Here is a 14,542-nt window from a genome sequence, read left to right as displayed (position 1 = left end):
AGCGGATTACTCATCCGCTTTAGGTTTGGTCATTGGTGCGGATACGGCTTGACGAGCAAACGCTGAACCCGCAGGGCGTGACGAGCTGGCAACAACAGGGCGCTCAGCTGCTAGCATAGCAACCGGTGCTGCTTCTGCCGCCGCGGTACTTGCTGCTGTTTCAGGTTTAGTCATGGTAGCAACAACCATTTGCGCATAACGGCTACCCGCTGGTTTAGCTTTAACTGGCAACTCTGTTTTTGCTTCGGCTTTAACTTCAGCTGTAACAGCTGGGGTTTCTACCGGCGCAGTTACTTCAGCAATTACTGGCGCTGCTTCGGTTGCTACCTTAGCTACTTTAGCTGGTTTAGCTTCAACTGTGGCTTCTGTTGGAACGCTGGTGCTAGTTTCTAGCACAGTATCCGCTGCAGTATCGGTGGCCACTGTATCAGCTTTTTTCACTGCTGGTTTACGACGACTACGCGTTTTTGGCTTTTCTTCAGCGCCATTTTCAGTATCTACTGGCTCAGTTACGATAGTCGCTTTAGCTTCACTAACTAAAGCTTCACTAACCAATGTTTCATTGGCTAAAGTTTCGTTAGTAGAAGTGGCAGTAACTGGCACGTCGGCTATGACTTTGGTTTCAGTAGCGGCATCTGCAGTATCAGTAGCGGCTTCGCTTTGCTCTTGATCTTTCTTACGCTTTTGCCCAGCGGCACGTAAATGGCGTGGTGAACGACGATTACGGCTGCGTGACTCCGCAGGATCCTGCTCAGTAGTATTATCGGTGTTGCTTTCAGTGACTCCGCTTTGGGCTGTTGCATCAACTACGGGCATTGCTTCAGTTACTGGTGTAGTAACTGTGTTTGCCGTGGTGTCGATAACCGGTGTAATAACGGCAGTAACCTCAGCTTCTGCTGCTACTGCGGTAGCAACTGGGGCTGCAGCAGTACTAATTGCAGCAACAGGCTTGTCCATACGCACTGACTTGCGCACATTGCGACGTTGACGGCGCTCAGCTACACGTTGCGGTGCGCTATCGTCGTCTTGTTCTTTTACGACAGCGGGTTTTTCAACTGGCTTTTTAATGTCCTGTTGTGGCCGCGGTGCGCGAGGCTCTTGCTGTGGCCGTGGCTGACGTTCAGTTTTAACTGGCTGCGCATCATCTTTAGTTACAGCCGTTGTTACTGTACGCTCTTCGTTTTCGTTACGACGGCGTGGCTTATTACGACGGTTGCGGTTGTTATCGCGATTGCTGTCGTTGTTGCTTGAACGAGAGCCATTGCGCTCAGTTGGTTTTGTCGTTACAGCTTTAACTTCAGCTTTAGTTTCTGTTGGTGCAAATAACTTACCAAACCAGTTGCTTACTGCAGCAAATAGACTTGGTGTTGGCTCTGCAACAGGTGCAGCTTTAGGTGCAGGACGCTGAGCATTAGCATCGGCGATATTAATAGCAGAGATAGCCGGTTTTTCTTTTACGGCATCTGAACTCGGTTGGTATAAGGTGCTTGATAACTCAGGCGCTTTAACCATGTTGTAGCTTACGTCGTCTATCTCTTCATCAATGCGGATGCGGATAACTTCGTGGTTAGGCGTTTCCATGTGCTCGTTTGGTATAACAAACACGCGAATGCCTTGGCGTGTTTCAATGCGGCGAATAGCATCACGCTTTTCGTTCATTAAATAGGTTGCTACAGATACTGGCACTTGGGCGTGGATCTGGCTGGTATTATCTTTAATCGATTCTTCTTCGATTAAACGTAAAATAGATAAGGCTGACGATTCGATACTACGAATAGTACCGCGGCCATGACAGCGTGGACATACATGCGTGGCTGACTCACCTAAAGAAGGGCGCAAACGTTGGCGTGACATTTCTAACAAACCAAAACGTGAAATGCGGCCAATTTGTACGCGGGCACGGTCATGTTTAACGGCGTCTTTTAAACGGTTTTCTACTTCACGCTGATGCCGTACTGGCGTCATATCAATAAAGTCGATTACGATTAAGCCACCCAAGTCACGTAAACGTAATTGGCGGGCAATTTCGTCAGACGCTTCTAGGTTGGTATTAAATGCCGTTTCTTCAATATCGCCACCTTTAGTCGCTTTTGACGAGTTAATGTCGATAGCGGTTAAGGCCTCAGTGCTGTCGATAACGATAGAGCCACCAGAGGGTAGGCGCACTTCACGACGAAATGCCGACTCAATTTGCGTTTCAATTTGAAAATGCATAAATAGTGGCACTTCACCCTGATATAACTTAACGCGATGCGCGAAGTCTGGGCGAAATTGCTGAATATATACTTTGGCTTCTTCAAAAATACGTGGGTTATCGATAAGAATTTCACCGACATCGCGGCGTAAGTAATCGCGGATAGCGCGAAATACTACGTTGCTTTCTTGGTGAATTAAAAACGGTGACGGGCGTTTTTCGGCTTCAGCAGTAATAGCTGACCAATGTTTTAATAACGCTTTTAAGTCGTAGTCTAGTTCTTCGTATGACTTGCCAACACCTGCAGTACGAACAATTAAACCCATGCCATCGGGCATTTCTAATTGGCCTAACGAGTCTTTTAACTCTTGGCGTTCGTCGCCTTCGATACGGCGTGAAATACCACCGGCACGAGGGTTGTTAGGCATTAAAACTAAATAGGAACCGGCAAGACTAATAAAGGTAGTTAACGCTGCACCTTTTTGGCCGCGCTCTTCTTTATCAATTTGAATAATAACTTCTTGGCCTTCTTTTACTACTTCTTTGATGTTTGGACGACCATCGAAGCTGTAACCAGAAGGGAAGTATTCGCGTGAGATTTCTTTTAGCGGTAAAAAGCCATGTCGGTCTGAACCATAATCAACAAACGCCGCTTCTAGGCTTGGTTCAACGCGGGTAATTTTACCTTTGTAAATGTTGGCTTTTTTTTGTTCGTGACCTGGGCTTTCAATATCTAAATCATATAACTTCTGGCCATCGACCAGCGCAACGCGAATTTCTTCTTCTTGCGTTGCATTTATTAACATTCTTTTCATGTGTAGTGACTCGCATTTTTGCAGCCACAACGCAGCCCAATGGGCACCTGCGTGTTCAGACGTTATCAAACACTAATTGGTGCAGTCTCACGACTGGAATGTCTGAAGAAACCAAATTGTCACTATGCTAGCTAAATGTAGCTTCTGCACAGCGTATGCTGTTTTCGTTTTTGAATCTGAAACACACCGCTTTGCAGCGCTGCGTTATAGCAATATCTTTTATTGCTCTGGTTAACCGGAATTCATGTTTTGCCGTTGTTGATAATAGATTACGCAACATTATCTCAGGCAAATGGCGTTTGGTTTACGTTGGGGGTATAAAAAACGTTGGTTTTCACCACGAATTCGGTATGATCACTTCCCCAAGCGCTGCCGCACAAATTCTCTTACGTTACTTTGAGCGCCCTAATTGCCAGTTTTGGCATAATTAGCAACGGGATTATCCCACTAATAAGCAGCCGATAGCAACTGAAATCTTATATTAGCAGAGTATTCGAAACCCATGACTGATGAAATCAAGTTACCTGTGCAAATAGTTGAAATAGAACCTGATTTTATTGGTCAGCGTATAGACAATTTTCTGTTAGCACGGCTCAAAGGCGTGCCCAAAAGTGTTATTTATCGGGTTTTGCGAAAAGGAGAGGTGCGAGTAAACAAAAAACGCATTAAACCTGAGTATAAATTACAACAAGATGATGTGGTACGTATTCCGCCATTAACCGTGGCACCTGAGGGTGAGCCGATATCGATAAAGTTGTCGATGGTGAAAAATTTAGAGCAACATATTTTATTTGAAGATAACGATTTAATTGTGCTGAATAAGCCATCAGGCATGGCAGTGCATGGCGGTAGCGGTTTGCAATTTGGTGTAATAGAAGCCTTACGTGCGCTTAGGCCGTTGGCAAAACATTTAGAGTTGGTACATCGCTTAGATCGCGATACGTCAGGTTGCTTGTTAATTGCCAAAAAACGCTCAGTACTTACGCATTTGCATGAACAATTGCGTAATAAAACTGTAGAAAAAAAATATTGGGCCTTAGTTGCTGGCGATTGGGACAACCGCGTACGCAAGGTTACTGAGCGATTAAAGAAAAATACCCTGCAATCTGGCGAGCGAGTAGTGCGGGTTGACGAAGCTGAGGGTAAAGAGTCAGAAACTCGGTTTCGTATTTTGCAGCGCTATCAAGAAGGCACCTTAGTTGAGGCATTTCCGGTAACTGGCCGCACGCACCAAATTCGGGTGCACACGGCATGTAAAGGCCACCCAATAGCTTGTGATGATAAATACGGCGATAACACCTTTACCGCACAAATGCAGAAAATAGGCTTAAATCGGCTATTTTTACACGCTAAAAGTTTGAGCTTTATTCACCCTAATACCGAAACCACAATGCGGATAGAAGCACCTTTGGACCCTAGCTTAGAACAAGCACTGACAAGATTAACGAGAAAGTAATTTAATGAGAGTGTAATGCAAAATGTAACGGATAAGGTATCGCTGGTGGTATTTGATTGGGATGGCACGGTAATGGACTCGGTTGGTCGCATTGTCTCATCAATGCGCACGGCGGCCGAGAAAACCGAGTTAATTGTTCCTAGCGAGTTTGCGGTAAAGCAAATTATTGGTTTAAGCCTAGACCCAGCATTTGATGTGTTGTTTCCAGGTGTTAGCGACAAGCAACGCCAACAGCTGTTTGATCATTATCGCGATCAGTATCTTACTCACGATACCACACCAACACCGTTATTTGCTGGTGTTGAGCAGGTGCTTAAACAGCTAAAAGAACAAAATGTATTATTAGCCGTTGCCACCGGTAAAGCGCGTAAAGGCCTTAACCGTATGTTTGCCGATACTGGACTAGAACAATACTTTGATACCAGCCGCTGCGCCGATGAAGCACAGTCGAAACCACACCCTGATATGTTACAGCAAATTTTGCAGCAACTAGGTGTTAAGGCTGGGCATGCGGTAATGGTGGGCGATACCAGTCACGATATGAAGATGGCACAAGCGATAAATATGCCGCGCGTTGGCGTAACGCACGGCGTGCATGATCGCGAGGTATTAAGCCAATTTGCGCCTAAAGCCATTATTGATTCAATACCACAACTGTTGCAGGTGCTTTAACCTAATAGCAGGTTTACACCTTCGTTAAGTAGCAGTTGGTTAAGGCGAATTAACGGCAAACCGACAAGGCTATTGGGGTCATCGCCGCTGAGCTTACTAAATAAGCTAATACCTAAGCCTTCACTTTTAAAACTACCGGCACAATCTAACGGTTGTTCTTTTTCAATATAAGCGGTTATTTCAGCTGCTGATAGTTGACGAAAATGTACCGTGAAGGGGTCGGTAATAACTTGGATATGTCGGGTTTGGGCATTAACTAGCGCCAACCCCGTTAAAAATGTGACACTTTGGCCACTAAAGTCGCTTAATTGCTGATAAGCGTTGGCTGAGGTGTGTGGTTTTCCGATAATGTGGTTATTAAATAGCGCAACCTGATCTGAACCTATTACCAAACCCTCGCTTAAGTTACCGGCGACGGCTTGCGCCTTAGCGATAGCTAATCGGCTAACAAGTTCAGTTGCTGTTTCGTTAGGTAAAGGTGTTTCATCAACCTCTGGTTTTATCATGGTAAAGCGCGGTGTTAATTTGGCTAATAGCTGCTGACGATACACCGAGGTAGATGCTAAGTATAAGCTTGGGATAGTGCGCTGTGGCATTGAGGAAACAGCCTTTATATTCAGAATATGCGGTACTATAAACAGAATGGAAAAAATGCGCGATAAAAACGATAAAAATCTGTCAGTTCCCTTTGACAGCAACGGGGCGGTTCTATATGATGCGCGCCTTATGCAAAAAGTAAAAATGCCCATTACTATAGATCCGGTTAAAGCAGCGCAAAAACGCTCTGACTATGAAGGCAATACGCCATTAGTAGATTTAACCCGATTAACTGAAAGCCTGCTTAACCCGCAGGGCGATGTGGCGGTTCGAATAGAATGCAGTACTGATCAGCAAGGCCTAACCGTAATACAGGGTAGCGCCGCTTGCGAAGTCAGTGTAACCTGCGAACGTTGTGGCGAAGCCATTAACATGTCGCTGGACTGCAATTTTGCATACACTCCTGTAAAAGCGGGAGATAACGCAGCTTTGGAATTAATTCCTGAGCGTTACGACGTGATCGATAAAGATGAACACGGCGAAATAAATTTACGGCAGTTAGTGGAAGATGAGCTGATTTTGGCATTACCATTATTTCCGATGCATGACGAAGCGGTTTGCGCCGTTAGTGCGGCATTGATGAGTTTTGGTGATATTGGTCCCGAACCAGAAAAACCCAATCCTTTTGCTATACTGGCAGAATTAAAGAAAAAGTGAGTTTAGGAGATATACCATGGCTGTTCAGCAAAACAAAAAATCACGTGCCCGCCGCGACATGCGTCGTTCACACGATGCATTAACTGGCCCAACGCTGTCAGTTGATTCTACTACTGGTGAAACGCATCGTCGTCACCACATTACTGCCGATGGTTACTACAAAGGCCGTAAAGTTAAGTAAGTTTGGATGCACTCAGTGCAGCCCACTAAGCTGACACTTGCACTAGACATGATGGGGGGCGATCACGGCCCCCATACTACTATTCCTGCGGCACTCGCTGCGGTATGTGAATTTCCTGAGTTACACCTTATCTTGTGTGGCGATGAAGCTATTTTGACCGAGCAATTAAAATTGCACGGTGTATTTCCGCATCCACAACTTACTTTGCATCCTAGTACCCAAGTTGTAACCATGGCTGATAAGCCAGCTGTTGCCCTGCGCTCTAAGCGTAACTCGTCGATGCGGGTTGCACTAGATTTGGTCGAAAAGGGTGAGGTACAAGCCTGTGTTAGTGCCGGCAATACCGGCGCACTGATTGCGATGGCACATTATGTACTGAAAATGCTTAATGGTATTGACCGCCCTGCGCTTATCAGTACCTTGCCATCATTAGACAGCACACCCGTTTATATGCTCGATTTAGGCGCTACAGTAAACTCTGACGCTGACACCTTATTTCAGTTCGCGGTAATGGGTGCAGTAATGGCAGAAGAGGTTATTGGGATCAGTAAACCCAAGGTGGCGTTACTGAATATGGGCGAAGAAGAAATTAAAGGTTCAGATCAGATTAAACGCGCATCTATGCTGTTATCTGAATGCAACGACATTAATTACATTGGTTACATTGAAGGTAATGATATTTTCAGTGGTAAAGCTGATGTAGTGGTTTGTGATGGCTTTGTTGGTAATGTCGCGCTTAAAACCTGTGAAGGTGTTGCCAAACTCATTTTACGCCGCTTTGAAACCAGTATCAAAGATCGTGTAACTGCGCAATTATTCGGCTGGATGATTAAACCTTTTATAAAAAGCCTTTATCAGGGGGTGAACCCCGACCACTATAACGGGGCAAGTCTGATAGGATTGCGCGGAATTGTAGTGAAAAGTCATGGAAATGCGACTAAAGATGCATTTCTAAGTGCCATCCGGCAAGCGGTACGTGAGGTTGAACGTCAAGTGCCTGCTAAAATTAAAGACCGGTTGGAACACGTATTAATTGATAAAGCGTAGGTTCGCATGTATTCACGCATTATAGGTACCGGGAGTTACTTCCCGTCACAGATCCGCAGTAACGCGGATTTGGAAACAATGGTAGAAACTACCGACGAATGGATTATCGAACGTACCGGCATTAGAGAGCGCAGGCTTATTGGTGAGAACGAAACCGTTGCCACTATGGGCGCGCAAGCTGCACTAAAAGCCATTGAAGCAGCCGGTATTGATAAAAACAGCATCGATATGATTATTTGTGCAACCACGAGTGGTTCGCGCGCATTACCTAGCTCGGCCTGTGAAATTCAACGTGAGCTAGAAATACCTGCTATTCCCGCCTTTGATATTGCTGCGGCTTGTGCCGGCTTTTGTTACGGTTTAAGTATTGCCGATCAGTATATTAAAACCGGTATGGCCAAGCGTATTTTAGTTATTGGTTCAGATTGTTTGTCGCGTTTAATTTCGCCAGAAGATCGCAGCATGGTTATTTTATTCGGCGATGCTGCTGGTGCGGTATTGCTTGAAGCCTCAGAGCAATCTGGCATTTTATCTACCCATATTCACGCTGATGGTAAGTATTCTGAATTACTGTACGTTGATAATCCTATTCGTGGTAACGAGCAATCGGTACATGAATCTTGGGGTTCGATGAAAGGTAACGACGTATTTAAAGTAGCCGTAACTAAACTTTCTGAAGCTGTTGAGCAAACGTTAGCGGCGAATAATATGCAAAAATCAGAAATTGACTGGTTAGTACCGCATCAGGCTAACTTACGTATTATTGCTGCAGTTGCGCGTAAACTGGATATGTCGATGGATCAGGTAGTTATTAACCTAGACCGTTACGGCAATACCTCGGCAGCTACTGTGCCTACCGCATTAGATGAAGCCATTCGTGATGGTCGCATTAAACGCGGACAAACCTTACTACTTGAAGCTTTCGGTGGTGGTTTTGCATGGGCATCAGCGTTAGTGCGTTATTAAACGCCAATACCAACAATACAATTTTCAGGATCTAAAATGACAACAAAATTGGCGATTGTATTTCCAGGTCAAGGTTCGCAAAGCTTAGGTATGTTGGCCGATTTACACCAGCAATATGATGTAGTAAAGCATACCTTTACTGAAGCATCTGCAGCCTTAGGTTATGATTTATGGGCACTAGTTGCTAATGGTCCTGAGGCTGATTTAAACGAAACGCACCGCACCCAACCCGCGCTATTAACTGCATCGGTTGCAGTGTGGCGGTTATGGCAGCAGCAAAATGGCACGACGCCAGTATACTTTGCGGGTCACTCTTTAGGAGAGTACTCAGCATTAGTGTGTGCAGGTGTGTTATCACTGGCAGATGCGGTTAAGTTAGTTGAAAAGCGCGGTAACTACATGCAGCAAGCCGTACCTGCGGGTGTCGGGGCTATGTCGGCTATTATTGGTTTAGACGATGCTGCTATTGCCAAAGCCTGTGCTGACGCGGCGCAAGGCGAAGTAGTATCGCCGGTTAATTTTAATTCGCCAGGCCAAGTGGTGATTGCTGGTAATAAAGCGGCTGTTGAGCGCGCTGGTGAACTATGTAAAGCGGCCGGCGCTAAACGTGCACTGCCATTACCGGTAAGTGTGCCGTCACATTGCGCATTAATGCGCCCAGCTGCCGAGCAATTGGCCATTGATTTAGCTGCGCTTAATTTTAGCGACGCGGCAATACCTGTGATTAATAACGTTGATGTTGCCATCGCTACCGATGCGGCCGCAGTTAAAGATGCGTTAGTACGCCAGTTATACAGCCCAGTGCGTTGGACAGAAACCATTGAATGGTTAGCGGCACAAGGTGTAACACAGGTAATAGAATTAGGTGCGGGTAAGGTATTAAGTGGTCTGATTAAACGTATCAATAAAGAACTAATTACAGCTTCGGTTAGCGATAGCGCAGCACTACAAGCAGCGTTAGCTAATGAATAAGGGTTAAAAATGACAAATTTTATTTCATTAGAAGGCAAGGTAGCACTGGTCACTGGCGCTAGCCGTGGTATAGGCCGCGCGATTGCCGAGCAGTTAGCGGCGCTAGGAGCGCAAGTCGTTGGTACGGCAACTTCAGAAAAAGGCGCGGCGGCTATTAGTAGTTATTTAGGTGATAAAGGCTGTGGCTTAGTGTTAAACGTTGGCGATACAGCGTCAATTGAACAATGCTTAGAGCAAATAAAAAACCAGTTTGGTGATATCGATATTTTAGTTAATAATGCCGGTATTACGCGCGATAATTTACTAATGCGCATGAAAGATGATGAATGGTTTGACATAATACAAACCAATTTGACATCAGTTTATCGCTTAAGCAAAGCGGTAATGCGTAGCATGATGAAAAAACGTTTTGGTCGTATCATTAATATTGGTTCGGTAGTGGGCTCTATGGGCAACGCAGGCCAAACCAATTATGCGGCAGCTAAAGCCGGGGTGCTGGGTTTTACTAAATCATTAGCCCGTGAAGTTGCATCGCGCGGAATTACCGTAAATGCTATTGCTCCAGGTTTTATTGATACTGACATGACTAAAGAGCTGTCTGAAGAACAAAAAGAAAGTATCTTTGGCCAAGTACCAGCAAACCGATTAGGTAAGCCAGAAGAAATTGCTGCAACAGCTGCGTTTTTAGCGTCTAATCAGGCGGCTTACATTACTGGTGAAACGATTCACGTAAACGGCGGGATGTATATGGTGTAAGTATTGGGAATATAAGCAGGTTTGACCAGCAAAAAATGCTGTTTTGTTTACTTGCAACCCATAAAACTTACGCATAAACTAGCGCCACACAAAATTGCACGAATTGTTGCGATTTATATGAGAAAAAGGAAAAAAAGATGAGCAACATCGAAGAACGCGTAAAGAAAATTATTATCGAACAACTGGGTGTTAAAGAAGACGAAGTGAAGCACGAAGCGTCATTCGTTGAAGATTTAGGTGCCGATTCATTAGATACCGTTGAATTAGTAATGGCGCTTGAAGAAGAATTCGATACTGAGATTCCTGACGAAGAAGCTGAAAAAATTACGACTGTTCAGTCTGCTATTGATTATATCAAAGCACACGCAGAGTAAGCGAACAGCTTGCAGAACGGGTAGCCTGGCTACCCGTTTTTGTTTATAAAAGAAAATTTCCATGGCGGAGGATTTTGTGGCAAAACGTCGTGTGGTAGTTACCGGTTTAGGCATGTTAACGCCGCTGGGTAATGATGTCGCCTCAAGCTGGAAAGGCTTACAGCAGGGTAAAAGTGGTATATCGCTGATCGATCATTTCGATACTAGTGCCTATACTACCAAGTTTGCTGGTTTGGTAAGAAATTTTGATGTGGAGCCGTATTTTTCGACAAAAGACGCGAAAAAAATGGATCTCTTTATTCAGTATGGTGTCGCTGCTGGTATTCAGGCATTTCGTGACTCGGGCATTGAAATAACTGAGCAAAATGCGCCACGTATTGGTGCTGCTATAGGCTCTGGTATTGGTGGTTTAGGCTTAATTGAAGAAAACCACACTAAATTAATGGCAAGTGGCCCGAAGCGGTTATCACCGTTTTTTGTGCCATCAACCATTATCAATATGATTGCTGGTCAGTTATCAATAATGTTGGGTTTGCAAGGCCCTAATATCAGTATTGTAACCGCCTGTACTACAGGTGTGCATAATATTGGCCATGCTGCACGTATGATTAGCTACGGCGATGCCGACGTTATGATTGCCGGTGGTGCTGAAAAAGCCTCTACGCCTTTAGGCATGGGTGGTTTTGGTGCAGCGCGGGCGCTGTCGACACGTAACGATTCACCACAGCAAGCGAGTCGGCCGTGGGATAAAGACCGAGATGGTTTTGTGCTAGGCGACGGCGCGGGTGTAATGGTAGTTGAAGAATACGAGCACGCTAAAGCACGTGGCGCTAAAATTTATGCCGAGCTAGTTGGTTTTGGTATGAGTGGCGACGCTTACCATATGACATCGCCACCAGAAAACGGTGCTGGTGCAGCCGCTGCTATGCGTAATGCATTAAACGATGCGCAAATTAACCCTGAGCAAGTTGCTTATATTAATGCTCATGGTACTTCTACTCCGGCGGGTGATATTGCTGAAACGATGGCGATTAAATCGGTATTTGCCAACAACATTGATAAAGTGATGGTCAGTTCGTCTAAATCAATGATTGGTCATTTACTGGGTGCGGCGGGTTCGGTTGAATCCATCATTACCGTATTGTCGTTACAAGATAAAGTGGTTACGCCAACCATTAATCTGGACAACCCCGATGTCGGTTGTGATTTGGATTATGTGCCTCTTGAATCACGTCAAGTTACGATGGATTATGCATTGTGTAATTCATTTGGCTTTGGTGGTACTAACGGTTCTATCTTGTTCAAGCGCGTATAATCTGCTGTATTGATTAACAAAGGCTGCCTAGTGCAGCCTTTGTTTTATCTGCATTTTAAGGCATACTGCGGCTGTTTCTACTTATCTGGTAACAGGTGTGCAAGCGGCTATACATACTCAAGATCGCAGCTTTAATTACGGTGATGGCCTTTTTACTACTATGCAAGTGCGTGGTGGTAAAATTCAATTATGGCCGTTACATCTGCAACGTTTGCAACTAGGTGCGACCACATTAGGTTTTGGCGATATTGACTGGTTTGCATTGCAACGCCAAGCTGAAGCTGCAGTGACCTTAACGCAACAGGTTATAAAAATATTGATTTCGCGTGGCGAAGGCGGGCGAGGTTATGCTTGCCAAGACGTAAGCCAACCACGTATTTATATTAGCAGCAGTGCTATGCCTGATTATACTATGGCACAGCGGCTGGGTGTGCAGTTAAGCACCGCGAGGTTACAACTTGGTATTCAGCCATTGCTGGCGGGTTTAAAACATAATAATCGTTTAGAGCAAGTATTATTAAAGCAAGAGTTAGCCCAAACGGACGCTGATGATCTTTTAGTACTAGATCAGCAAGGTTTTATTACCGAAGCTACCGCCGCAAATGTATTTTTCTATCGCTCGGGTAACTGGTATACACCTGAACTGACACGAGCCGGTGTTAACGGCGTAATGCGTCAGCATATTATGCAGCAACACCGTAAACAGCTGTTAGATATAGCCGAAGTTAGCTGGCGGCTAAATGAACTAGCAAACGTAGAGGCAATGTTTATCTGCAATGCACTTATGGGTATAGTTCCGGTTAAAAGTATTAATAATCTAGAACTGACACTATTGCCAGTGCAGCAATTACAACAGAAATTGAACGCGTAGCCATTTAAACCCTAGACATTAAAACCGCAGGTAATATGCTAAAGTCGCTGAAAATTATTATTCTATTTCTACTGCTATGCGCAGCGGGCTATTACGCTGTAGTGCGCTATGTGCAGCAGATCAGCCTTGCTTTGCCTGAGCGTATTTATACTGTGCCCTCAGGCAGTTCTGCCGCGCAGTTATGTCAGCGTTGGCAGCAACAACAGCTGCTAAGTACAGCAGAATGTTTGTCATTAAAGTTATATCTTAAACTACACCCAGCAGAGGCTACGGTGCAGCAGGGCGTGTTTCGTCTTGATAATCAGCATACCTTATTACAGGTATTAGCTTTATTTCGTAGTGGTAAAGAAGCGCAGTTTTCGTTAACGCTAATTGATGGCGAAACCTTGCAACAAAGCTTAGAACGAATACAACGAGCCCCTTATTTACAGCAAGATATACGTTCCGCGGCCGAGGTATTACAGCTATTGCAATGGCCAGCCGAGTGGGGTGAAAAGCCGGTCAATAGTGAAGCACTGCTTTACCCTGATACGTATTACTACACGGCTAATAGCAAAGTAAGTGCGTTGGTTATGCGTGCACAGCGCGCCTTACTAATAGAGCTAGAACAGGCATGGCAGCAGCGCCAAGATAACTTGCCGCTACAAAACCGATATCAGCTATTAATACTGGCCTCTATTATTGAGAAGGAAAGTAGCTATCCGCCAGAAAAAACCTTAGTAGCATCGGTTTTTATAAATCGGTTACGCAAAAATATGCGTTTGCAAACGGATCCTACAGTAATTTACGGTTTAGATAATTTTAACGGTAATATTACTCGAGCCGATTTAAGCAACCCACACCCGTATAATACCTATCGTCACCATGGTTTACCGCCAGGACCGATAAGTTTGGTTGGTCGTGCATCGTTACAAGCGGTAGCAAAGCCCGCGGAAACAGAGTTGTTTTATTTTGTCAGTAAAGGCGATGGTACTCATCAGTTTTCTTCCACATTAGAGCAGCATAATCGTGCAGTAAAAAAATATATTTTGGGAGCAAAATTATGAGCCATAAAGGCAAGTTTATTGTTGTTGAAGGCCTTGAAGGCGCAGGAAAGAGTACGGCTATCGCCTATGTTAAACAGTATTTGCAGCAATTAGGGCATGACGTTGTTTGCACCCGTGAGCCCGGCGGTACGCCGTTAGCTGAAAGTTTACGTAACTTAATTAAACAAGTACAAACGACAGAAATTATTGCCCCCCAAACCGAGCTATTACTAATGTATGCCGCGCGCATGCAATTACTGCTAAATGTGATTAATCCTGCACTTGCACAAGGTAAATGGGTATTAGCTGACCGACACGATCTGTCGTCTCGTGCATATCAAGGTGGTGGTCGGCAACTTGACGAGCCGTTTATTAATCAACTGCGTCAAGCTGTGCTGGGAGATTTAACGCCTGATTTAACCTTGTATTTAGATATTGATCCTGCAATTGGTTTAGAGCGCGCTCGGGTGCGCGGTGAGCTGGATCGTATTGAATTAGAGCAACTGGCATTTTTTCAACGCACCCGCGAAAAATACTTACACATTGCCCATACGGAGCCCAATATTGCCATCATTGATGCTAACCAAACGATAGAGCAAGTACAGCAAAGTATTGCTAAAGCACTTACTCCGGCAGTGGGTTAA

At 44.9% G+C, this 14,542-nt stretch carries 15 protein-coding genes; 13 read left to right on the top strand and 2 right to left on the bottom strand.

Annotated elements, in window-relative coordinates; all coding sequences use genetic code 11:
• Positions 1-6: 6 nt before the first annotated feature.
• Positions 7-3,009, bottom strand: a complete 3,003-nt coding sequence (gene rne / locus MN199_RS06480; RefSeq protein WP_335738826.1) for a ribonuclease E — start codon at positions 3,007-3,009, stop codon at positions 7-9.
• A 502-nt stretch (positions 3,010-3,511) separates the two neighbouring features.
• On the opposite strand from rne, the gene rluC reads away from it, so the two are divergent.
• Together rluC and MN199_RS06470 are read left to right on the top strand one after the other, a co-directional pair.
• Positions 3,512-4,465, top strand: a complete 954-nt coding sequence (rluC, locus tag MN199_RS06475) for a 23S rRNA pseudouridine(955/2504/2580) synthase RluC (protein WP_132583597.1) — start codon at positions 3,512-3,514, stop codon at positions 4,463-4,465.
• 15 nt (positions 4,466-4,480) lie between these two features.
• The gene (locus MN199_RS06470; RefSeq protein ID WP_132583595.1) at positions 4,481-5,137 is read left to right on the top strand and encodes an HAD family hydrolase; all 657 of its coding nucleotides are present in this window, start codon (positions 4,481-4,483) and stop codon (positions 5,135-5,137) included.
• On the opposite strand, the gene MN199_RS06465 is transcribed toward MN199_RS06470, so the two are convergent.
• Entirely contained in the window at positions 5,134-5,733 is a 600-nt protein-coding gene (locus tag MN199_RS06465; protein WP_132583593.1) for a Maf family protein, read from the bottom strand. The two genes, MN199_RS06470 and MN199_RS06465, sit on opposite strands and share 4 nt — an antisense overlap.
• Positions 5,734-5,863: 130 nt before the next feature.
• On the opposite strand from MN199_RS06465, the gene yceD reads away from it, so the two are divergent.
• From yceD to tmk, 11 genes are all read left to right on the top strand, one after another.
• Positions 5,864-6,391, top strand: a complete 528-nt coding sequence (gene yceD / locus MN199_RS06460) for a 23S rRNA accumulation protein YceD (protein WP_132583591.1) — start codon at positions 5,864-5,866, stop codon at positions 6,389-6,391.
• Positions 6,392-6,407: 16 nt separating this feature from the next.
• Positions 6,408-6,572: a 50S ribosomal protein L32 gene (gene rpmF / locus MN199_RS06455; protein ID WP_008223049.1), complete on the top strand. Its 165-nt coding sequence runs from the start codon at positions 6,408-6,410 to the stop codon at positions 6,570-6,572.
• Between the two features lie 6 nt (positions 6,573-6,578).
• Complete coding sequence (gene plsX / locus MN199_RS06450) at positions 6,579-7,619, top strand: phosphate acyltransferase PlsX (RefSeq protein WP_207903047.1); 1,041 nt, start codon at positions 6,579-6,581, stop codon at positions 7,617-7,619.
• Between the two features lie 6 nt (positions 7,620-7,625).
• Entirely contained in the window at positions 7,626-8,585 is a 960-nt protein-coding gene (locus tag MN199_RS06445; protein WP_335738825.1) for a beta-ketoacyl-ACP synthase III, read from the top strand.
• A 36-nt stretch (positions 8,586-8,621) separates the two neighbouring features.
• On the top strand, positions 8,622-9,557 hold the full coding sequence (gene fabD, locus MN199_RS06440; protein ID WP_132583587.1) for an ACP S-malonyltransferase: 936 nt from the start codon (positions 8,622-8,624) through the stop codon (positions 9,555-9,557).
• Positions 9,558-9,566: 9 nt separating this feature from the next.
• The gene (gene fabG, locus MN199_RS06435; RefSeq protein WP_132583585.1) at positions 9,567-10,313 is read left to right on the top strand and encodes a 3-oxoacyl-ACP reductase FabG; all 747 of its coding nucleotides are present in this window, start codon (positions 9,567-9,569) and stop codon (positions 10,311-10,313) included.
• Positions 10,314-10,450: 137 nt separating this feature from the next.
• Positions 10,451-10,687 (top strand): acyl carrier protein, encoded by a 237-nt coding sequence (gene acpP, locus MN199_RS06430; RefSeq protein ID WP_132583583.1) that lies wholly within the window; start codon positions 10,451-10,453, stop codon positions 10,685-10,687.
• A 76-nt stretch (positions 10,688-10,763) separates the two neighbouring features.
• Positions 10,764-12,002 carry a beta-ketoacyl-ACP synthase II gene (gene fabF / locus MN199_RS06425; protein WP_132583581.1) on the top strand — a complete coding sequence of 413 codons (1,239 nt, stop codon included), beginning with the start codon at positions 10,764-10,766 and terminating at the stop codon, positions 12,000-12,002.
• A 97-nt stretch (positions 12,003-12,099) separates the two neighbouring features.
• Positions 12,100-12,873: an aminodeoxychorismate lyase gene (gene pabC, locus MN199_RS06420; protein ID WP_335738824.1), complete on the top strand. Its 774-nt coding sequence runs from the start codon at positions 12,100-12,102 to the stop codon at positions 12,871-12,873.
• A gap of 35 nt (positions 12,874-12,908) precedes the next feature.
• Positions 12,909-13,919: an endolytic transglycosylase MltG gene (gene mltG, locus MN199_RS06415; RefSeq protein ID WP_335738823.1), complete on the top strand. Its 1,011-nt coding sequence runs from the start codon at positions 12,909-12,911 to the stop codon at positions 13,917-13,919.
• Positions 13,916-14,542 carry a dTMP kinase gene (gene tmk, locus MN199_RS06410; RefSeq protein ID WP_335738822.1) on the top strand — a complete coding sequence of 209 codons (627 nt, stop codon included), beginning with the start codon at positions 13,916-13,918 and terminating at the stop codon, positions 14,540-14,542. The genes mltG and tmk overlap by 4 nt, the downstream gene beginning before the upstream one ends.

The organism is Rheinheimera metallidurans, assembly GCF_036983985.1.
Taxonomy (GTDB): Bacteria; Pseudomonadota; Gammaproteobacteria; order Enterobacterales; family Alteromonadaceae; genus Alishewanella; species Alishewanella metallidurans.
The sequence above is the reverse complement of the archived record's forward strand: the minus strand, read 5'-3'. Positions and strand labels throughout refer to the sequence as shown.

What these genes read in the sequence shown, in the direction of transcription:
- rne (WP_335738826.1), bottom strand. Translation starts at nt 3,009, where the DNA reads ATGAAAAGAATGTTAATAAATGCAACGCAAGAAGAAGAAATTCGCGTT.
- rluC (WP_132583597.1), top strand. Translation starts at nt 3,512, where the DNA reads ATGACTGATGAAATCAAGTTACCTGTGCAAATAGTTGAAATAGAACCT.
- MN199_RS06470 (WP_132583595.1), top strand. Translation starts at nt 4,481, where the DNA reads ATGCAAAATGTAACGGATAAGGTATCGCTGGTGGTATTTGATTGGGAT.
- MN199_RS06465 (WP_132583593.1), bottom strand. Translation starts at nt 5,733, where the DNA reads ATGCCACAGCGCACTATCCCAAGCTTATACTTAGCATCTACCTCGGTG.
- yceD (WP_132583591.1), top strand. Translation starts at nt 5,864, where the DNA reads ATGCAAAAAGTAAAAATGCCCATTACTATAGATCCGGTTAAAGCAGCG.
- rpmF (WP_008223049.1), top strand. Translation starts at nt 6,408, where the DNA reads ATGGCTGTTCAGCAAAACAAAAAATCACGTGCCCGCCGCGACATGCGT.
- plsX (WP_207903047.1), top strand. Translation starts at nt 6,579, where the DNA reads ATGCACTCAGTGCAGCCCACTAAGCTGACACTTGCACTAGACATGATG.
- MN199_RS06445 (WP_335738825.1), top strand. Translation starts at nt 7,626, where the DNA reads ATGTATTCACGCATTATAGGTACCGGGAGTTACTTCCCGTCACAGATC.
- fabD (WP_132583587.1), top strand. Translation starts at nt 8,622, where the DNA reads ATGACAACAAAATTGGCGATTGTATTTCCAGGTCAAGGTTCGCAAAGC.
- fabG (WP_132583585.1), top strand. Translation starts at nt 9,567, where the DNA reads ATGACAAATTTTATTTCATTAGAAGGCAAGGTAGCACTGGTCACTGGC.
- acpP (WP_132583583.1), top strand. Translation starts at nt 10,451, where the DNA reads ATGAGCAACATCGAAGAACGCGTAAAGAAAATTATTATCGAACAACTG.
- mltG (WP_335738823.1), top strand. Translation starts at nt 12,909, where the DNA reads ATGCTAAAGTCGCTGAAAATTATTATTCTATTTCTACTGCTATGCGCA.
- tmk (WP_335738822.1), top strand. Translation starts at nt 13,916, where the DNA reads ATGAGCCATAAAGGCAAGTTTATTGTTGTTGAAGGCCTTGAAGGCGCA.